The 20,300-nt window shown below is 61.4% G+C and carries 16 protein-coding genes; 3 read left to right on the plus strand and 13 right to left on the minus strand.

Annotation, left to right across the window (positions count from 1 at the left end):
* The first annotated feature begins 132 nt into the window (after positions 1-132).
* Positions 133-2,250 (plus strand): ATP-binding protein, encoded by a 2,118-nt coding sequence (locus AC07UX_RS11310; RefSeq protein WP_495192099.1) that lies wholly within the window; start codon positions 133-135, stop codon positions 2,248-2,250.
* A 76-nt stretch (positions 2,251-2,326) separates the two neighbouring features.
* Here the strand turns inward: AC07UX_RS11310 and maiA are convergent, their stop codons facing one another.
* Positions 2,327-2,992 (minus strand): maleylacetoacetate isomerase, encoded by a 666-nt coding sequence (gene maiA, locus AC07UX_RS11315; protein WP_495192100.1) that lies wholly within the window; start codon positions 2,990-2,992, stop codon positions 2,327-2,329.
* A 192-nt stretch (positions 2,993-3,184) separates the two neighbouring features.
* On the opposite strand from maiA, the gene ppk2 reads away from it, so the two are divergent.
* Positions 3,185-4,102: a polyphosphate kinase 2 gene (gene ppk2 / locus AC07UX_RS11320; RefSeq protein ID WP_495192101.1), complete on the plus strand. Its 918-nt coding sequence runs from the start codon at positions 3,185-3,187 to the stop codon at positions 4,100-4,102.
* A gap of 51 nt (positions 4,103-4,153) precedes the next feature.
* On the opposite strand, the gene AC07UX_RS11325 is transcribed toward ppk2, so the two are convergent.
* The 7 genes from AC07UX_RS11325 to AC07UX_RS11355 form a co-directional block, all read right to left on the minus strand.
* Positions 4,154-5,122 carry a transporter gene (locus AC07UX_RS11325; protein WP_495192102.1) on the minus strand — a complete coding sequence of 323 codons (969 nt, stop codon included), beginning with the start codon at positions 5,120-5,122 and terminating at the stop codon, positions 4,154-4,156.
* 64 nt (positions 5,123-5,186) lie between these two features.
* Positions 5,187-6,803 (minus strand): inorganic phosphate transporter, encoded by a 1,617-nt coding sequence (locus tag AC07UX_RS11330; RefSeq protein WP_495192103.1) that lies wholly within the window; start codon positions 6,801-6,803, stop codon positions 5,187-5,189.
* Positions 6,804-6,938: 135 nt separating this feature from the next.
* On the minus strand, positions 6,939-7,433 hold the full coding sequence (locus AC07UX_RS11335) for a Csu type fimbrial protein (protein ID WP_495192104.1): 495 nt from the start codon (positions 7,431-7,433) through the stop codon (positions 6,939-6,941).
* Between the two features lie 11 nt (positions 7,434-7,444).
* Complete coding sequence (locus AC07UX_RS11340; protein ID WP_495192105.1) at positions 7,445-9,751, minus strand: fimbria/pilus outer membrane usher protein; 2,307 nt, start codon at positions 9,749-9,751, stop codon at positions 7,445-7,447.
* Positions 9,732-10,475: a fimbrial biogenesis chaperone gene (locus tag AC07UX_RS11345; protein WP_495192106.1), complete on the minus strand. Its 744-nt coding sequence runs from the start codon at positions 10,473-10,475 to the stop codon at positions 9,732-9,734. Before AC07UX_RS11345 ends, AC07UX_RS11340 begins: the two co-directional genes overlap by 20 nt.
* A 25-nt stretch (positions 10,476-10,500) precedes the next feature.
* Positions 10,501-10,998 carry a Csu type fimbrial protein gene (locus AC07UX_RS11350; RefSeq protein ID WP_495192286.1) on the minus strand — a complete coding sequence of 166 codons (498 nt, stop codon included), beginning with the start codon at positions 10,996-10,998 and terminating at the stop codon, positions 10,501-10,503.
* 154 nt (positions 10,999-11,152) lie between these two features.
* Entirely contained in the window at positions 11,153-11,449 is a 297-nt protein-coding gene (locus AC07UX_RS11355; RefSeq protein WP_495192107.1) for a hypothetical protein, read from the minus strand.
* A 272-nt stretch (positions 11,450-11,721) separates the two neighbouring features.
* Between AC07UX_RS11355 and AC07UX_RS11360 the strand changes: the two genes are divergently transcribed.
* Entirely contained in the window at positions 11,722-12,738 is a 1,017-nt protein-coding gene (locus AC07UX_RS11360) for an LLM class flavin-dependent oxidoreductase (protein WP_495192108.1), read from the plus strand.
* A 60-nt stretch (positions 12,739-12,798) separates the two neighbouring features.
* On the opposite strand, the gene AC07UX_RS11365 is transcribed toward AC07UX_RS11360, so the two are convergent.
* The 5 genes from AC07UX_RS11365 to AC07UX_RS11385 all read right to left on the minus strand — a co-directional run bounded on the left by AC07UX_RS11365 (position 12,799) and on the right by AC07UX_RS11385 (position 20,191).
* Positions 12,799-13,728 carry a diguanylate cyclase gene (locus tag AC07UX_RS11365; RefSeq protein ID WP_495192109.1) on the minus strand — a complete coding sequence of 310 codons (930 nt, stop codon included), beginning with the start codon at positions 13,726-13,728 and terminating at the stop codon, positions 12,799-12,801.
* Entirely contained in the window at positions 13,725-16,550 is a 2,826-nt protein-coding gene (locus AC07UX_RS11370) for a response regulator (RefSeq protein ID WP_495192110.1), read from the minus strand. Before AC07UX_RS11370 ends, AC07UX_RS11365 begins: the two co-directional genes overlap by 4 nt.
* On the minus strand, positions 16,547-16,786 hold the full coding sequence (locus AC07UX_RS11375; RefSeq protein ID WP_495192111.1) for a hypothetical protein: 240 nt from the start codon (positions 16,784-16,786) through the stop codon (positions 16,547-16,549). Before AC07UX_RS11375 ends, AC07UX_RS11370 begins: the two co-directional genes overlap by 4 nt.
* Before the next feature lie 290 nt (positions 16,787-17,076).
* Positions 17,077-17,610 carry a GAF domain-containing protein gene (locus AC07UX_RS11380; RefSeq protein WP_495192112.1) on the minus strand — a complete coding sequence of 178 codons (534 nt, stop codon included), beginning with the start codon at positions 17,608-17,610 and terminating at the stop codon, positions 17,077-17,079.
* 148 nt (positions 17,611-17,758) lie between these two features.
* A complete protein-coding gene (locus AC07UX_RS11385; protein WP_495192113.1) occupies positions 17,759-20,191 on the minus strand; it encodes a membrane-bound PQQ-dependent dehydrogenase, glucose/quinate/shikimate family in 2,433 nt (810 codons plus the stop codon).
* Between the last annotated feature and the right edge of the window lie 109 nt (positions 20,192-20,300).

Genomic DNA, 20,300 nt, shown 5'->3' on the forward strand with positions numbered 1-20,300 from the left:
CAATGCGTTTTGTCCCGCCTTGGCCGTCGAAACGGTGGGGCGTTTAAATTCCATTATCTCCATGGCGTTATACAGCTTTGCGGATCGCCTTTTCCGGCAAATGTCGGTAGAAGCGGGTGAATGGGAGTGCATATGCCAGACGGATCGTCATCGTCGAACCGGGATGTATCCAGCGCGCAATCCTTTCTGATCGAGGCGAGCGAGCGGTTGGCCGCCGCCAGATCCATGACCGAAGTCGTGGAAGTGCTGCGCCAGACCGCCCGGTCCGCAATCGGGGCGGAAGGGATCGCCGTCGTCCTGAAGGACGGCGACCTGTGCCATTATGTCGCCGAGGATGCGATCGGGCCGCTTTGGGCCGGCTCTCGCTTTCCTGCCGAGAGCTGCGTGTCGGGATGGGCGATGCGCCATGGCCAGACAGTCGTTATTTCCGACATCGCTCTTGACGATCGCGTGCCGCAGGATGCCTATCGCCCGACCTTCGTCCGCAGCCTGATGATGGCGCCGATCGGACGCCCGGCCCCCGTCGCGGCACTGGGCGCCTATTGGTCCAAAGCCGGCGTACATGACCAGGCGACGATCGACCGGCTGGAAGGGTTGGCCCGCCTGTCCGCCATCGCGATCGAAAATGCCCGGCTGATCCACGAAATGGAAGAAAGCGGTCGGCAACGGTCGTTGATCCTGACGGCAGGACGAATGGGCGCATGGACATATGACATGGCGACCGGCGTGCTGGACGCTTCGGCATTATGTCGTCGCAATTTCGGCCGCGATCCGGCGCAGCCGTTCAGCTATGCCGATTTGCAGGCAGCGATCCATCCCGACGATCGCGAGCGGGTGAATGCCGCGATCCGCGAGAGCCTGAACAGCGGTTGCGATTATGACATCGAGTATCGGATATTAACGCCGGAAGGCGAAGTCCGCTGGATCGCGGTGCAGGCGCAACCGGCGCGGCTGGCGGACGGCGCGACCACGGGCCTGGCCGGCATTTCCATCGATATGACCGATCGCCGGCGGATGGAGGATGCGCTGCGCACGTCGGCTGCGACGCTGGAACATCTGGTCGAGGAGCGGACGCGCGAACTGGTACGAACGCAGGATGCGCTACGCCAGTCGCAGAAGCTGGAAGCGATGGGTCAGTTGACCGGCGGCGTCGCACATGACTTCAACAATCTTCTGACGCCGATCATCGGCAGCCTGGATCTACTCCACCGACGGCAGGTCGGTGGCGAACGGGAACAGCGGCTTATCAGCGGGGCACTGGATTCAGCCGACCGGGCGCGTACCTTGGTACAAAGGCTGTTGGCCTTTGCCCGGCGACAGCCGTTGAAGCCGGAGCCCGTCAATCTGGCAGCGCTGATATCGGGCATGGCGGAATTGATCGGCACGACGTTGGGACCACAGGTTCGGGTGCGGCTCGACCTGGCTGCGGACCTGCCATCGGCGCTCGCAGATGCGCATCAGGTGGAAATGGCACTGCTCAATCTGGCCGTGAACGCCCGCGATGCGATGCCGATCGGCGGCGAGTTCGTGATGTCCGCACAGCTTGCCGAGCAGAAGAAAAAGCAGGTCGATGGCGTCAAGCCAGGCCATTATGTCGTCGTGAAAGTTTCGGACACCGGGACGGGCATGGACGCCGATACGCGGCGCCGCGCGATAGAACCCTTTTTCTCGACCAAGGGCGTGGGTCGTGGCACAGGGCTGGGCCTCTCGATGGCGCACGGGCTGGCGATGCAATTGGGTGGAGCGCTCAAGATCGAGAGCGAGCCGGGACATGGAACGTCGGTGTCGCTCTGGCTGCCCGTAAGCGAAAGACACGCCGTCGCCTCACCCGATAGCATAGCCGCGCAAGGCGCTTTCAGCGGCACCGCTTTGTTGGTGGATGACGAGGATGTGGTGCGGGCCAGCACGGCAGACATGCTGGTGGATCTGGGCTTCAAGGTGTTGGAAGCACGATCGGGCACGGAGGCAATCGATCAATTGCGGCTGGCAGGCCATATCGACATCATCGTCACCGACCATATCATGCCGAACATGACCGGCGTGGAACTGGCGCAGGAAGTGGCGCTCATCAACCCTACGCTGCCGGTGCTGATCGTATCGGGCTATTCCGATGCCGTGGGCCTGGCGGCGGGCCTGCCGCGCCTTGGCAAGCCATTCCGCCAGGCCGACCTGGCCGCAGCACTCACGGGCGTCCGCACCAATCCGCTGTTCGCGCCGCTCAGCATGTCGCCAGAACCGCGTGAGACTTAGCGCATGATGAAGCGCATCATGCGCTAAAGAGCCTTTTGCCTTCCGCATTTTACGATCCGTCATCCGTTCAAGATGACTACATGATGCCCTGATCCGCGTCCGGCTGCCTGTCGGGATGGGCGGCGGCGACGGGTGGTTCGGCGCGGATGCGTTCGACCGTTTCGACAAGGCGAGGAAAGGCGCTCAGGTCCACGCCGAACCGCTCCGCCGAATAGAGTTGAGGCACGATATGACAATCGGCGAGCGTGAGCCGATCACCGAAGCAGAAACGACCGCCGTGACGGGCCATCAGCGTTTCGAGCGCTTCAAAACCCTGGCCGATCCAATATGCGATCCAGCTTTTCACCGTCTCCGCTGAAGCGCCAAGATCGTCGCGCAGGCGGTTGAGGACGCGCACATTGTTGAGCGGGTGGATGTCGCAAGCGACCAACATCGCCATACTGCGGACCACCGCCCGGTCTATCATCCCGGTGGGCAGCAGTGGCGGATCTGGATAGCGTTCGTCCAGCCATTCCATGATGACGCTGGACTGGGTCAGGATGTGGCCTTCGACCTCCAGCGCGGGGACCAGCCCCTGCGGATTGAGCGCCAGATAATCGGGCGCACGCTGCGCGCCGGTGCGCAGGTCGTGGCTGATCTGATCGTAGCGCACCCCCTTTATGTTCAGCGCAATCCGGGTGCGGTAGCTGGTGCCAGACCGCCAATAGCCGTGCAGGATCAGGGCGGCGTCATGTGTCTCCATGAACACAGGATAGCGGGTGGCCGGCTATTAGCCAAGGATGGGTGCTGGTGCATATGGATATGACCGACGATTACGACCGCCGCCCCTTCCCGCTCTTGCGAGACCAGTTCTTTGCGAAGCTGCATCAGCGTCAACTTACTGTCATGGCAGGGTGCGAAGACACAGTATCGCCATCGCACCGAAAGTGACGCCATGACCTTCGACGACCCCAGTTTCGCCATGGACCGGATCAAGGCGGAGATCGCCGACAGTTTCGATGAGGAACTGGAGATGGAAATTGACGAGGATCGGCTGGAAACGATGCTCGCCGACATGGAGGCGCATCCCGATCGAGAGCAACTGGAACGGCGCACCTATTTCCGTGAATTGTTCCGCCTGCAACATGAACTGATCCGTTTGCAGGATTGGGTGGTGCACAAGGGGCTGAAGGTCGTCGTCCTGTTCGAAGGCCGCGACTCGGCGGGCAAGGGTGGGGCGATAAAGCGTATTACCCAGCGGCTGAACCCGCGCGTCTGCCGCGTGGCCGCCCTGCCCGCGCCCAATGAGCGCGAGCGGAGCCAATGGTATTTTCAGCGCTACGCCGCCCATCTGCCGGCGGCGGGCGAGATCGTGCTGTTCGATCGCAGCTGGTATAATCGCGCTGGTGTGGAGCGCGTCATGGGCTTCTGTTCGGAAGGGGATGTCGAGGAATTTTTCCGATCCGTCCCGGAATTCGAGCGGATGCTCGTGCGGTCAGGCATCATCCTTGTCAAATATTGGTTCTCCATCACCGATGAAGAACAGCAGTTCCGCTTTGCCATGCGCATCCATGACCCATTGAAGCAGTGGAAGCTGTCGCCGATGGACGTGGAGTCGCGCCGGCGCTGGGAGGATTCCACGCGCGCCAAGGAAACGATGTTGGAGCATACGCATATTCCCGAAGCCCCATGGTGGGTGGTCGAGGCGGTCGACAAGAAGCGTGCCCGGCTCAACTGTATCGCGCATCTGCTGGAACAGATTCCTTATGAGGATGTCCCTAAAGCGCCCGTGGTGCTGCCCGACCGGGTACGTAACGCGGACTATATCCGCCATCCGGTGCCGGACGACATGATCGTGCCGGATCGCTATTGACGGCAGGGCGCGCTGTCGCGGGGCGGCGGCCTGGGAAGCAGCGCAGGCCATTCATCGTCGCATGAAGCCCATGTGCCGCAGGAGCCAATAGGTTATGCCTGCCGCGCCGCCCGCGATCAGGGTGGCGACCAACGTGCCATGCGGCCCGTCCGCGAGCGGCATGCCGCCGGTATTCATGCCGAACAGGCCTGTCACCAGTGTCGCAGGCAGCATCAGCGCGGTGATGATGGAAAGGATGTAGAGATTCTGGTTGGTGCGTTGCGCCGCCTGAATATCCACCTCATCACGCAGGAGACGCAACTGGCCCTGAACGCCCAATATATCGGCGTCGATCGCCTGTAGTCGCTGCGCCAGTTTCTCCACCGTGGGGAGCAGTATTTCGGGCAGTTCTTCATCCTCCTCCAGCCGCTGGAAAACGCCGCGCATGCCAGTCAGCAATCGGTGTATTTGTGCAAGCCGGCGGCGGATACGGATCAGGTCGCGCGGCTCTGGCGGATGATGGCCGTCAAGAAAGGCATCTTCTGCGCCCTGAACGTCGTGGCTGAGCGTGCGGGCGATGTCCGCGATATTGGCGGTGATCGCGCCCACCAGAAGGTCCAGCGCCTGGCCTGGGCCATTGACGGTCGCGCCGCCGCCGCGCTCCAGCCGGTTGCGCGCGATATCGGCCGATCGCAGCGGATGCAGTCGCGTCGTCAGCATGAGCGTCGGCGTCAGCGCGATGCGCAGCGCACCGATCCTTTCTGTGTCGGCAACATCGAAGTCACGTTCGAAATCATGCAGGACGCAGCCCACACCCTCCCCATCCACCAGCGCGCGCTGATGCGTATCGGGTGCCAGCAGCAGATCGCGTATCTGCGGCGAGAGCTGGTCGGAGGCCGCGATCCATTGCCGCGTCCCATGATCGGCGAGGTTCAGGTGCAACCAGCGGAAACGACCGCCTATATCTGCATCGCAGCGGGCGACAGGGCTCATGCCACCGTCGCCCGCAAAGTCCAGGCCCCAGATCAATCCAGGCCCCATGCCCTGAACGGCTATGGGGGGCTGAAAAAGAGGAGGCTGATCAGAGGCCGTATTCCCGCTCCCGTCAGAATATCTGGGAAAAGAGCATGTACAGGCCGCCAGCCAGCCCGATCGACACAGGCAGGGTCAGCACCCAGGCCATGAGCAGGTTGCGGATCGTGCTCATTTGAAGGCCCGACCGATTGGCTGCCATGGTTCCCGCCACGCCGGACGAAAGCACATGGGTGGTCGATACCGGCAGGCCCAGATGGTCAGCACCGAAGATGGTGCCCATCGCGACCAGTTCGGCCGAAGCGCCCTGCGCATAGGTGAGGTGCGACTTGCCGATCTTCTCACCCACGGTAACGACGATCCGTTTCCAGCCGACCATCGTGCCCAGACCGAGTGCGAAGGCGACCGCGACCTTCACCCAGGTCGGAATGAAGCGCGTGCCGGCGTCGAGCGACTTTTTGTAGGTCGCAAGCGTTTCGTTATTGGCGGCGGTCAGATGGGCTTCCTTGTCCTTGCCAAGGCGTTTGATCGCTTCGGAAGCCAGATACATGTCGTTACGGATGTTACTGACTGCCGCGGCAGGCACCTGCGCCAGCGAGCCATATTCGGCGACCTGACGATCAACGTCACGGATCACCGTCGCAAGGCCAGGGATGGTGGCATCCGACAGCGTCTTGTCGGCGATATAGGTCGTGACGGCCTTGCGCGCTTCGACGATGTCGCTGCCCCCGGCCGGGGCGGCGCCCAACACCGTGGCGGCAGCGACGCTGTTCTGGTGAAATTCGACGGTGTAGCGTTCCGGCACGGCGCGGTTGAGCGCATAGGCGGTGGGCACGGTTCCGATCAGGATCAGCATGATGAGGCCCATGCCCTTCTGACCGTCATTGGAACCATGAGCAAAGCTGACGCCGGTGCAGGTGAAGATCAACAGCGCGCGAATCCAAAGCGGCGGCGGCACGCCATCCTTGGGTTCCTGATACAGCTCTTCCTTCCGGATCAGAACTTTCATGGCGACGAACAACAGGGCCGCGACACCAAAGCCGATCAGCGGCGAGACGAGCAGGGCCTGGCCGATTTCGGTGGCCTTGCTCCAGTCGACGCCGGCTGTGCCGCTCTTGCCGTGCATCATGGCATTGGCGACGCCGACGCCGATGATCGAGCCGATCAGCGTGTGGCTGGAGGAGGAAGGGATGCCCAGCCACCAGGTTGCAAGGTTCCAAAGTATCGCCGCAATCAACAGGGCGAACACCATGGCAAAGCCGGCGTTCGATCCGACCTGAAGGATCAGTTCGACGGGCAGTAGAGAGACGATGCCAAAGGCGACCGCGCCGGTCGACAGCAGCACGCCGAGGAAATTGAAGAAACCGGACCAGACCACCGCGACATTGGCAGGCATGGCATTCGTGTAGATCACCGTCGCAACGGCATTAGCGGTGTCGTGGAAGCCGTTCACAAATTCGAAGCCCAGTGCAATCAGCAGGGCGATGAACAAGAGGATGAAAGGCAGATAGGTGGTCGCCTGCACCCCGGCCGAACTGGCGTCGGCATAGATGCTGTAGGCGACATAGAGCAGCGCGGTCAGGATGGCGGCACCAAAGCCGATCGTGCCGACCAGCCCCAATCCCTTGTCAAGATCGGGTCGATGGGGGCTACCCTCCATGGCACCATCTATGGCTATGGTAGCATTCATCCGAATCGTCTCCCTGTCCGGGCAAAATGTGAATGAATTCTTGCTAGGCCGCGTCCGTGACAGCTTGGTTGCAGCGTCCCGCCCGGCAGCCAACATTGTGCAGCCAACATTACGGGGCCGGGATGAAGGGGGCCATTAGAAGACGATCGTGACCAGGATCGTGTCCGCATAGCCACCGGGCGCCACATTCTGACCCGCTGGCACCCGGCCATAGACGGTGGTGGTCTGATCGACGCTCAGCAGAGCCGTAAATGTGTTGGTTACGGACAACGATCCGCCGGTCCCGTCGCCCCATATCTGGTTGCGCGCATTGCTGGTGTAGAGATTATAATGCAGCGTTGATGGGCCGCTGGTCATCGTGCGCTGCACATAGGTGGAGGATGATCCGCGGCTAAGCTGGATCGTGTAACTGCCAGCCAAAGCGAGGACGAGATTACAGCGCACGCGAACCGTACCCGAACTGACATTGTCCGCAACCGCGACGGGGTTATAGCTGCCGAAATCCACACCCGTCGCCGAAACGGTACAGGTACACAAAGCCAATATGTCGCAAGCGGCCTGTGCCGGCTCGGGCATGACGATCGCGGACAGCGGCAACGCGATCGCGCCGAAATAGAAGCGAACGCCCATCCTGTTCCTCCTCACTGCACGCATGGCAGCGGCCCTATGGTGGGTAGCACCTGATCGGGCAGGACGTCGAGCCTGACATGGCATGGACCGCCCGCCGCATCTATGGTCAGGACCATGCCGATATGGAGATTTTGAAGAAAGACCTCCCCTTCATTGCCGACGAAGGATTTTTCCAGGTGCGTCGATACGCTGCTGCCCGCCGCGACTGGCTTGCCGTCCGGCATGAAGACGATGATGGTGCCGGGTCGCTCCTTGATCGCGACGAAATGCGCGCTGACGGCGCCGCGATAGCGCGGGACCACGAGCAGCTGATCTTCCGGCATGCGCACGTCGATAGGAATGTCCGCCGCTGAAATGCTGAGGCGATTGACTTCATAGGGGCGCAGGTCCGGAATGATCGCCGTGCCACGCCCGTTGGTCCGGCCGACCAGACGATTTTCCTGATACACGCGCACGTCAGCCTGATCGGGCACACGCACGACGGCAAAGCCGCTTTCCATCTGGCGCGTCGGGAAGACCGCGCCATCGGCGATCAGCAGCCCGCCGCGACCCGTGATGCGCATGCCGGTCTGGCCCCCGGCATGATCGACCTGGGCCGTCATTTCGCCCACATCGCCGCGCCACTGCGCTTCCGCCTGCTGACGCGCATTATTGCCCGTCGTATTGGCCAGCCGATAACCCCAGCCGCCACTGACCGGTGGCGTGCTGCGCACCTCCGCACGGGTGCCGTCCGTCCCGCCCTGAAGATAGGCGCTGCTGCGCGGCCCGAAGGGCACGGTCAGGTTGAAGCCCAGGCTGGTATCGCGGCCGGTTTCCGAAAAGCGACTGTGGATCGCATAGATGCTGACAAAGGCCCGGTCGCGCACCGACAGGCTGTAATTGCCCGACAGCAGTTGCGCACTCTGTCCATCGGCATAGGTCAGGCTGGTGTAGGAAAGGCCGGCCGTGCCCATGCGGCCGAAAGTCAGGCCGCCGGCCGCTTGTATCTGTTCAACAATGCGTTCCGATGCCCGCTCCACGCCGATCTCGCGATAGTTACGGCTGGCCCGCTGATAGCTGAGCGCGATATTCCAGGTCGGGGCGTTACGATTGAAGGCAGCACGATAGAGGAAGCCCTGTCCTTCCTTCGCGTTCGACCCGGCCGCCGCCAGGCTGAATTCGCCGAGCGGCACCATCACCATGGTGATGCCGCCACCTGCCATTTGCGTGTCACCGCTCGCTTCCCCCCGGCCTTCTATCGTGACCCAATCGGTCAGGCCTCGGCGATAGGTACCCGCGACGAAGGGATCGGCATAACGAAAGCTGCGCAGGCCATAGTCGCGCCGTTCGGCACCGGCTTCAGCGGACCAGGCGGTGAGGCCCGCACGCAACAGGCGGCTGCTGACATAATAGGAGGATTTGATCCGCCGCTCTACGCCCAGCGGATCGCGGACCACCAGCGTCACCTCCCCCGCACCGGTGACGAGCGGCACCTGGTTGATCGAAAATGGCCCCTGGTCGACATCGGTCTGGAAACGCTGGGTACCGTTGACCAGCAACTCGACATTGGATGGCACGGCGGCACTACCCGCCAGCGACGGCGTCGGGAAGGTCAACAGGCTGGGCTGTAGCGCAAATTCTGTGCCGAGGCGCACGCCCCCGAAACGGACCTGGCGCGACCAGTCGCGTGCGTCGGTCACGCTGTCGCCCACCACCATCCGGGTCAGATCGATCGGATCGTCGCGCATATAATAGCTGTCGAGCCGCGTCGCGCGGCCATAGACGGTGCCATTGCCCAGCAACATGCTGTTCGACACCACGCCCCAGTCATCGGAGATACCCGCTTCGACGAAGGCGCCGACCCGCGCCTTGTCCGCATATTCAAGCGAGAGATTATAGTTGAAGAAGGCTGCAAAGGCGCTTTCTGTAGGTTGTGGCATGGCTTGCGTGGCCGATACCCGGTTGGCGCGGAAAGCAGCTGGCGGCGCGGTGACTGTGAGTGATTGTTGCAAGGGGTCGAACGCAGCCGTCACGCCAGCGATTGCGGCCAGCGGCACGAAACGCTCGCCGTCGAGCTGAAGGGGTTCTACCGGGGGCGGCCGAAGGCGCCAGGCAACGAGGTCTTCCACCCGGATCAAAAAAGCCTGACCGCGCCGTGCGACCAGATAGGTATCGGGCTGAGTCCGGCCATTGATGCTGACGGATACCAGCAGCATGGCGGGCGCGGATTCCGAGCCAGCAGGCAGACCAGCAGAAAAGGCCTCCTCGGACCGGGCGATGCCGCCAGAGCCAAGGATGCCGAGCGACAGTAGCGCCGCCCTAGCGATCCCCGTCGCCATGCGATCCCGCCTGGCTGACGAGATTGACAGATAGCCTCTGCGCATCGCTGGTGGCGTCAAGCGTCAGCTTTTCGCCTGCGGCGATCGGGCCGGGCGTGTCCAGCAGGAAGCTGCGGGTCGCGCCCGGCAGAATATAGACGGATTCCTGCCGCGCGGTCAGCGCGGATCCATCAGCGCGCTTGATATCGATCCGGTTGAGATGAATATGCGCGCCGCCCGTGTTGCGTGCCGTCACCATGACCTGCTTGGCGCCGGCCCCGGACAACTGCCAGTCAAGCGATGGTTGCGTCCCGGGCACAGGCACGAAAATCGGGATGCTCACGCGCAGTAATGTGCGCACTTCGCCCGGCGCCATGGGCCGCTCGGTCGGGATTTCTTCCAAGAAGATGCGATAGCTTTTCTCGGTCGCGCCGGCCGTGGTGCGCAGGCCGAAACGGGCGATCTGCTGCGCTCCGGCCGCAACTTCGAACAAGGGCGGATTGGCCAGGATATCGCGTGTATCTTCGAACATATCCTGGCCGTTTTCCTGTCGCCAGGCGAGGACGCGCACCTGCATGCGGGCCGGTGCGTCGCTGCTATTTTCGATCGTCATCGTCTGGACGGGGGTCTTGCCGTCCAATTGTATCAGTACCGGATAGATTTTCAGCGTCGTGCCTTGGGCCATCGACGGGACAGCCAGGGCCATCAACGCCGCTATCGCGCCGCACAGGAGAGGATGCCGCATGCCAGTCTCCCCCACAGTCGCTACGTCAATAGACGACGTTGACGGTGATCGTGTCGCTGTAGGAACCGATCGGCACATTCTGCCCCGCCGCGATCCGACCATAGACGGTCAGCGCGGTGGCGCCCACCGGCGCCGTTGCGGCGACCGTGTCGGTGCCGGCCGTGTTGCCCCAATTGGTCGTGCGGCCGGTTTCCTGATACAGCGCATAGTTCAGCAGGTTGGCGCCGTTGGACATTTTGCGCGTGGTCACGGTCGCGCCGGACGCCGTGCCCTGGGTCAGGCCCACCGTGTAGGACGTGCCAACGGTGCAGAGTACCGACAGGGTCGAAGTGGCGTCGTTCGGCGACGAGGCGGTAGGATCATAATTGCCGAAAGCCAGCGGCGTCGCCGAGACGATGCAAGCCTTGATGACGGTCGCAGTCACGGGGAAGGTCGTAGTAGCGGTAGCGGCAAAAGCGGTGCCGCCGGTCGCGATCATCAGTGGAGCGGCAAAGAGCGCCGCAACTAGTCGGGAACGGGACATCATACTCTCCGAGCTCAACATAACTTGCTGCGGAAAGTATCGCTCCGGATCGTTAACGGAATCTTACTTTTGCTTTTAGACTTTCGTCGAATCGTCCACTACGGATTCAACCGCAAGATATTGCGTCGCAGCAAGACCAAATCATGACTTGTTATCAGAATTCATAGTCAATGAATGATCCATGCCGGACTGAGGCATGCCCATCTGGCTCTGTATCACTAATGGTAATTTGCACAGGGGCTTCAGAAATCGTCTTGCGAATATTGGTATGGCATGAATTTTTATTGTCATGGTCCGAAACAAGGCAAGGCTTCACGACTGTGGCGCCCACCGTCATGGCCGACTTTGCCGGCACCTGCCCCCCCGCCGCAGTTGCCATCATGGCAAAAGGCATGCAGCACATAGCCAGCATGACACGATCAAACACAGTAAAAACCCCCGCTTTGGCCATGTGCCCTTATGCGCGACCCGCCAGATACAGCCCCCTTGGCCGACCGGTCACAGACACTCATTCTAGCGTAGCGCCATGCTGGTGGAAAGTTGAATAATCGTTATCGGACACGGACCGATGCCATGGCGCACGCTATCGAGACCCTGTCTCAAAATGCGCACGATCCGTTTCTTCATCGTTGAAATGGAAACTGTCCAGTTCCGATCCTGCGGTTGCGCTTCGCGGGGGCAAGGGCCAGTTCCTTTGCAACAGAATGAATTGGAAGGCTTGCGATGAAGAAGATCGGTTTCCTGTCCTTTGGCCATTGGTCCGAAGCCCCCTATTCCGCCACCCGATCGGCGCGTGACGTCCTGCTCCAGTCCATAGATCTGGCTGTCGCCGCGGAGCAGTTGGGCATGGACGGTGCCTATTTCCGCGTCCATCATTTTGCCCGGCAGCTCAGTTCCCCCTTCCCGCTACTGGCGGCGGTGGGCGCGAAGACCAGCCGGATCGAGATCGGCACCGGCGTGATCGACATGCGTTATGAGAACCCGCTCTACATGATCGAGGATGCCGGCGCCGCCGATCTGATCAGCGGCGGTCGGTTGCAGTTGGGGATCAGCCGCGGATCGCCGGAACAGGTGATCGACGGGTGGCGCCATTTCGGCTACGCGCCACCAGAGGGACAGAGCGATGCCGACATGGGTCGGCACCATGCCGAAGTCTTTCTGAAATTGCTAAAAGGTGACGGTTTTGCCAGGCCCAATCCCAGCCCCATGTTTCCCAATCCGCCCGGATTGCTGCGCCTGGAGCCTTATTCGCAAGGGTTGCGCGAACGCATCTGGTGGGGGTCGGCTTCCAACGCGACCGCCGTCTGGGCAGCCGAAAAGGGCATGAACCTGCAAAGCTCCACGCTGAAGGCCGACGAGACGGGCGAGCCCTTCCATATCCAGCAGGCCAGGCAGATCAGAGCCTATAGGGATGCATGGAAGGCCGCAGGTCATGCGCACGAGCCGCGCGTGTCGGTGTCCCGGTCCATCTTCGCGCTGACGAACCAGGAAGATCATGATTATTTCGGCCGTGGCGACAGCAGCGACCAAGTCGGTATCATCGACAATATGCAGGCGGTTTTCGGGCGCTCCTATGCGGCGGAACCCGACATATTGATCGAGCAATTGAAGGCCGACGAGGCGATCGCGGAAGCCGATACCCTATTGTTGACCGTGCCCAACCAGTTGGGCGTCGCCTATAATAGTCACGTGCTCGAAGCGATATTGACGCATGTGGCCCCCGCGCTCGGGTGGCGTTGATAATTCGGCGGCGGAAGCGAGCCAGCCGTGCCGGCTCGTTTCCGCTGCGGTTGCGGCGGGTCAAGGGGCACAACAGGCTTCTTCATTGCCGAACTGCTTGAGCGCTATCCGGTTGCGCCCTTCCCGCTTGGCGGAATAAAGCTGTTGATCGGCTTCGGCTATCCAGCGCTCCACATCCAATCCCGCCGTACAGCGCGCGCTTGCGACGCCGATGCTTACAGTGATGAACGGGCTGATCTGCGACAATTTGTGGGGGATGTTGAGCGACTGGACCTGCAACAGAATTTCCTGTGCGACGAGTTCGGCGCCATGCGGATCGGTGCCAGGCAGGATGCAGGCAAATTCCTCTCCCCCATAACGGGCCGACAAGTCCCCCGCGCGCTTGACGGCACGGGTCAGGGCGGCCGCTACCATGGTGATGCAACGGTCGCCGGCGGGATGGCCGTAGGTATCGTTGAACTGTTTGAAGAAATCTATGTCCAGCATGGCGACCGACAGCCATTCGCCGCTGCGGGACAGACGCGCCGCTTCCTCTTCCAGCGATCGTTCGAGGTGGCGACGGTTGCTCAATCCCGTGAGGGCGTCCGTCACCGCCATGGCGGCCAGTTGATCGCGCAAACGCTTGAGTTCGACATGATTGCCAACGCGCGCGCGCAGAATAGCCGGCTGGATCGGTTTGGTGACATAGTCGATCGCGCCCAGCGCCAGCCCGCGCATTTCGTCTTCGGTATCGCCCAGGCCGGTGGTGAAAATGACCGGGATGTCCGCCAACATGGCGTCCGACTTCATTCTCTGGCAGACTTGGAAGCCGTCAAGATCGGGCATCAATACATCAAGCAGCACCAAGTCCGGCTGCGCTATGCGCGCGGTTTCCAGTGCCTGTTCGCCAGAAGTCGCGAAGCAGACTTCATAATCCTCCTCCAGCAGCGCATTCATGATTTCGATATTCGCGATCTCATCGTCGACGATCAGGATTCTGGCTTTGGTCATGACAGAGATTCCGTTTGCATGGCCGGCATATCCCCTGGTCCATCGATCCAGTTCAAAGCGGCTTCATAATCCAGTTTTTCCAGGGCTTTATAAACCGGATGCGCTGTCCGCATCTGATCGGACAGGCCCTGAGCATCAGCGAAAGCCTGAAAACCCGCGCGTGCGCGCAGACTGCGACAGCGCAGCAACTCTCTAAGCGCCACGCGCGCGGCAAGCGCCTGTTCCCCATCCATGGGCATGAGGCTGGCGGGTGCGACCTGTACAGGTTCGATCTTCAGGCTTCGAGCCGCAGCAATCGCCGGGGCAATCGCCTGCTCCAGCGTATCGACCGCATCGCGGGCGGACTCGATCAAGCCGTTGGCCAACATACGCTCAACTTCTGATGCAACCGTCTGAACCTCATCCAATCCTAGCGACCCGGCAACACCCTTCAAGCTGTGCGCCTGACGCCGTGCGTCAGGCAGCAGGCCGGTGGAGATATGGACGCGCAGATCTTGCGCGACGTTGGCATAGGTTTCGCCAAAGGTGACGATCAGCTTTTGCAACAGCGCAGTCTTGCCATTGACGCGCACCAGTGCCGCTTCGATATCGAAAGGCGGCAGACTGTCAGGCAAAGTGCCGGTGGTCGCCATGCGCTCGACGATCGCAGATGCCGGTGGCACTATCGACACAGGCATTTTGAGCCAACTATCCAGTGTCGCGACCAAGTGAGCAGGGTCGACTGGCTTGGCGATATGGTCGTTCATGCCTGCGTCCCGACAACGCGCCTTTTCTTCCGCATAGGCATGCGCGGTCATGGCGATGATCGGCAGGCGTTCGGCCGAATGGCTTTTCCGGATGATGCGTGTGGCGGTGATGCCATCCATCTCGGGCATCTGCACATCCATCAATATCGCCGCATAGGCATCCGGCCGACGTTCCACCATGTCGCAGGCGACCTTGCCATTGTCCGCCCAATCCACGGACAGTCCAGCATCGCCCAGCAATTCCAGCGCGATCTCCCGGTTGATGTCATTATCCTCGACCAGAAGAACGGAGAGGCCGGCAAATTGCGGGGATACACGCGGCAGCGCCAGCGGAGCCTGGCCATCGGGCGTCAGACCGGCATTGTCCTGGGCAAAGATAGTGCTGATCCCTTCCAGCAGCATGGCCGGAACGATAGGTTTGGTCAGGAAAGCCGCGACATCGCCTTCATGCCCGCCCTGTACCAAGGCATCGGCACCATAGGCGCTGACGATCACCGACTTGGGCGGCCTGGATCGATAGGTCGTCCTGCCTATGGCTTCGATCGCCTGCATGCCGTCCATACCTGGCATCTTCCAGTCCAGCAGAACGAGGTCGTAGGGCTTGTCACTTTCGTCGGCGGTCTGGATCGCCGCCAACGCCTCATCACCAGAAGCGACGAGATCGATCGCGATGCCCCAGCCGGCAAAGATATCCTGCAAGATCTGGCGCGAAGCCGGATTATCGTCGGCAGCAAGGACGTTGAGCTGGCGGATATGGTGCGGAACCGTTGCATCCAGTCCAGCCGGCTCGTCGGGATGCCCCATGCGCATCAGGCATGTGAAACTGCTGCCGCCGCCCGGAACACTGTCGACGCGGATCGTCCCGCCCATCTGCTCCACGATCTGCCTGCATATTGCAAGGCCAAGACCGGTACCGCCAAATCGACGTGTGGTCGAACTGTCTGCCTGAGTGAAGGATTGGAAAAGCGACGATTGCTGATCGAGGGTCATGCCGATACCCGTGTCCTGCACGACCATTTCCAGCATGACATGGTTGTCGCGATCTTCCGCAAGGGCAAGGCTGATCGTCACCGATCCGCCTTCCGAAAATTTGACGGCGTTGCTGAGAAGGTTGAGCGCGACCTGACCAAAGCGCAATTCATCGCCGGAGAGGCGATCTGGAACATCGCCCGCAATGCGCGATACCAGCGCGACTTGCTTGGCCTTCGCCGCATCTGCGACGAGCAACAGTTGGTTCTCCACCGCACGCCGCAGATCGAAGGGTCTCGCTTCCAGCGTGAGCTTGCCCGCCTCATTCTTGGAAAAATCGAGAATGTCGTTGATCAACCGCAGCAAGGACTGGCCGGCATGGTTGATCTTGCTCACATAATCATGTTGCCGGGTATCCAGTCCGGTCCGCAAGGCGAGGTGGCAAAAGCCCAAGATGGCATTCATGGGCGTGCGAATTTCGTGGCTCATATTGGCAAGGAAGAGGGATTTGGCCTGGTTGGCTTCCTCTGCCTCCTTGGTGCGCGCCTCCAGCGCCTCATTCTTGGCCAATATCTCGTCGCCCATGCGCTGGTTGCGTGCGAAACTGTCCACCAGCTTGTCGCTGAGCCAGGCCAGCACGGCCGTCTGGAAGGCGACGATGCCTGCATGTAGCAGGACACGCTCCAGATTGCCCTCACCGGGGAAGACGGCATAGGGTAGCAGGTAAAGCAACAGCAGATGATGCACCGCCGTTGCCGTGGCGGCGACCAGAATGGCGCGCTTGTCGCACCAGGCGATGGTGAGGGCCAGCATGGCGAAGAAATACATATGCATGTCCATCTGCCACGGGTGACCGCGTAGCAGCAGGAGCAAAATCGCCGGTTCGCCTATCAGGGCCACGGCGGAAAGATAGCGGGTCGAAGGCGCGATAGCGTTCTGCGACCATGCCATGTGATAGGCGGCCGCCAACAACGCACCGCCAAGCCCGGCCCAAATAGGCGAATGCCCCGTCAACAGCGCCACAGCCGCCAGCAGCGGAACATGCGCCCAGAACAGCGGTAGCAGAAACTTGCCGAAGTGGAAGCGCAGCTGGTCCAGCTGTGTCATGATACGCCCTTCCGTGGTGAGGGATCAAGGCAACCGCCGCTTGGGGGAGCGGCGATCGCAAGCCAGGCGCCCGCATGCCGCACCGCGACTGCAAAATCGGGCCGATCCGAGCCGGCGATGACGATGTTGGAGAAGCGTCCAGCCTGAACGAGCCGTCCATCGGTGTCCCGAACAAGGTTGATGGTATCGGCGAGCGTGGTTCCAGGTGCAGTGAATATGATATAGCGGCCGTTCACGCCTGCATCCGACAAAGACGCACATGCCAGTCCAAAAATTCCAATCGCGCAAAGGCAACAAGCGGAAAGATACGGCCTGAACCGGGAACTGCCCGCTCGGCGCTTGTCGGCAGGATCGGAACATCCATGCCGATGGATGTGCGATCTGTTTTGCCTGAAAGAATATGCCCCCAATCTCATGCGAGAGATAGTTGACGATGTGAATTACGATTCTCTAAAAATATCTGCGATTGTTCAGATCACTGGTCCGATATGGACAGTTTATTTCAACGTCAGGCCGGATCCGACAGTCATCGCTCCATGCGCCGCGCAAGCCGTTCATTTTCAAGCGCGACGGAGGCCGATCGCGCCAGGGCTTCCAGGAGAGCGATCTCATTGTCGGTCGGCTGTCCTGCTTCCGACCAGTAAGCGCCGATCGCCGCAATGGCCTCCCCCTGGCCGATGGGCACCATCAGCATCGATCGGACGAACGTCGTGCGATAGGCGTCCACAGGCACGCGCGGATCGTCGAAAATGTCACCGATGACGGCGGTCTGTCGATGCTCCATCGCCCATCCGGACACGCAATGGGCCGCCGGGAAATATTGCCCCTCCCACAAAGGCTCCATCGCATCTTCAGCGATATAATGGCATTGGTCGCCATCCCGCAGCACGATCGCAATGCCATCTGCGCCGACCGAGCGGCGCGCGAAAGCGCGCAACACATGGACGACAGCATCCAGCGACCGGGTGCCGGCCAGTGCCTCTATCGCTTCAGCAGCGCTGCTCCACCGCGCCGCCAGCGCCTTATCCTTGGAATAATCCCCTGGAAATGTCTCACCCATCAACACGTTTCCCGTTCTTCCTGAACACTGGCTATCATCAAATGTGCAGAGGAAGAAGCGTCCATGCCCGGATGAGTTGCATGGAATGCTTGCCATCGCCTTGATTCCATGGCCAGCGCAGAACCATTCGACGCTGGCCATGGCGGGATCAGCCCTTGTCCGGCAGCGCCCAGGCGATCACCTGGTCGCCAATCGGCGTCTTCATGAAATGATGACCGCCGGTCATCAGCACCACATATTCGCGTCCATTTTGTTCATAGACCATCGGCGTGGCCTGACCGCCTGCCGGCAGGGCCTGCTGCCACAGGATCTTGCCAGTCTTTAGGTCGATGGCCTTGAACAAATCATCCGTCGCCGCGGCGATGAAGATGATGCCACCCGCGGTAACGACCGCGCCGCCATTATTGGGTGTGCCGATGGTCAGCGGCAGATAGCTGGGAATGCCGAAGAGACCATTTTTGCGCGCCGAACCGAAAGGGCGATCCCACAACGTCTTGCCGGTGGCGATGTCGATCGCGCGGATGCCACCATAAGGCGGTTGTTTGCACAGCATCCCGGTAAAGGGCATCTGCCAGCCGGCATTGACGTCGATCGCGTAAGGCGTTTCCGCCTGCGGATCACCCGCACCTTCCGCATGGGGCTTGTCGCTGCGACTGGCATTGCCGCCCTTCTCGGTTTTCATCGATGCCTGAGCCATCGCCGCCTTTTGCTCGCGGGTGTACCAGCCCTTCCGGTTGGCATCGGCGCGGGGAACGAGGCGGACATAATTGGGCATGTCGTTATAATTGGCGACGATGACGCCGCGTGTCGGATCGACCGCGACGCTGCCCCAATCCGTGCCGCCGTTATAGCCCGGATATTCGATCGAATGGCGATCGGTTTCGGGCGGCGTGAAGAAGCCCTTGTAGCTTGCCCTGCGGAAGTTGATGCGGCAGATCATCTGGTCGATCGGCGACATCCCCCACATATCGGATTCGGTCAGGGGCGGTTTGCGCAGGGTCTGCCAGAGGGAGACGATCTGCGTCGGTGCGCGCTGCTGTGGCTCGACGCTGCCGCCGGGCACACGGATCGTGCCGATCGGGGTCAACGGACGACCCGTTGCCCGATCCAGCACGTACATATCGCCCTGCTTGGACGAAACGAGCAACGCCGCCTTGCCCTTATAGTCGATCAGGGTCGGCTGGCTGCCGAAATCATAGTCCCAGACGTCGTTCTTGACCGCCTGGAACTTCCAGCGGGGCTTTCCCGTCGTCACGTCCAGCGCGACGATGGAGGTGCCGAAGCTGTTTTCCACCGGCGACCGCATGCTGCTCCAATAATCGACAGTGCTGTTGCCCATGGGCAGGTAAACAAGGCCCAGTTTCTCGTCGCCGCTGGCGATCGTCCACATATTGGGGGTGCCGCGCGACCATTGTTGTCCGGCGGGCGGGTAGCCATTCCAGTCCGGGTGCATCATGTCCCAGGCGAAGCGCAACTTGCCGGTGACGGCGTCAAAGCCCTGGATGACGCCGGACGGCTCCCAACGCTGTTGCCCATCGAGCGTTTGATGCCCGGTGACGGCTATGCCGCGAATGATGACCGGCGGGGAGTTGATGGAGACCAGGCCTGGAAAGACCTTCCCCATGCCGACCTTGGCATCGACCTGGCCATTAGTGCCGAAATCGCTGCACGGACGACCCGTTTCCGCGTCGACGGCGATCAGGCGCGCGTCCAGCGTGCCTTCGATCAGGCGGCGAGCGCAAAGCGTATCGGCTTTGGCGTTGGGGACCGCATAATAGCTTACCCCGCGACACGCAGCCGTGTAGGGTATCCACTCATCCTTCACCTTGGGATCGAAACGCCACTTTTCCTTGCCGTTGGTGGCATCGAGCGCGATCATCACATTCTTGGCCGAACACAGGTACAGCATATTGCCCACCTTGAGCGGCGTGGTTTCCGCCCCATATTGCGCGGCGGCCGCTTGCGTCCGGGGCATGTCCCCGGTGTGCGCGAGCCACGCCTGCTGCAAGTGCGCGACATTGCCCGCGTTGATCTGCGTCAGGGGTGAATAGCGACGGGCGGCCCCCGTGCCGCCATAAGCCGGCCAGTCGGCGCCGGTCACCATGCCCGACGGATCGGCCATCCCCAGCGAATTTTGCGCTGGCAGGGCAGCGACTACACTGTCCCTGGTGCCAAGGAAAGTGAACAGGAGTGCGGTCGCGACAACGACCGCACCCACGCCGAGCGCAGCGTTACGCCATTTGTGAGGCGCCTGTGTCAGGGTGGGCATGACAAGGATCGCGACGATCAGCAGGACGATCGGCGCAAAAATGCGGGGCACCAAAGCCCAGGCCAGATTGCTCTGTGCATCGAGGAAGGCCCATAGGATGGTCACGGCGACGATGGCGATATAGAGCCACGCCCCCGCCATGCGGCCGCGCACCAGCAGATAGCCGGACACCAGCATGGCAAGGCCGGCAGGCAGATAATAGAGCGAGCCGCCCAGCGTTGCGAGCCACGCCCCACCGACGGCAAGAATAGCACCTATCAAGCCCACGACTATCCCGAAGAAGAGGGCGGACCAACTGCGTCTTCCTGCCATATATACCATCCTTGCTACACCGCAGGGCAGTGTAATGGCCGGCCTGCGGGAATATTGTTTCCCCAGCGAACCGAAACCGCCAGTCTTGTTTCTGTTCCGTTGCAAATTT

The sequence above is a fragment of the Sphingobium sp. GW821-FHT02B05 genome (assembly GCF_059421905.1).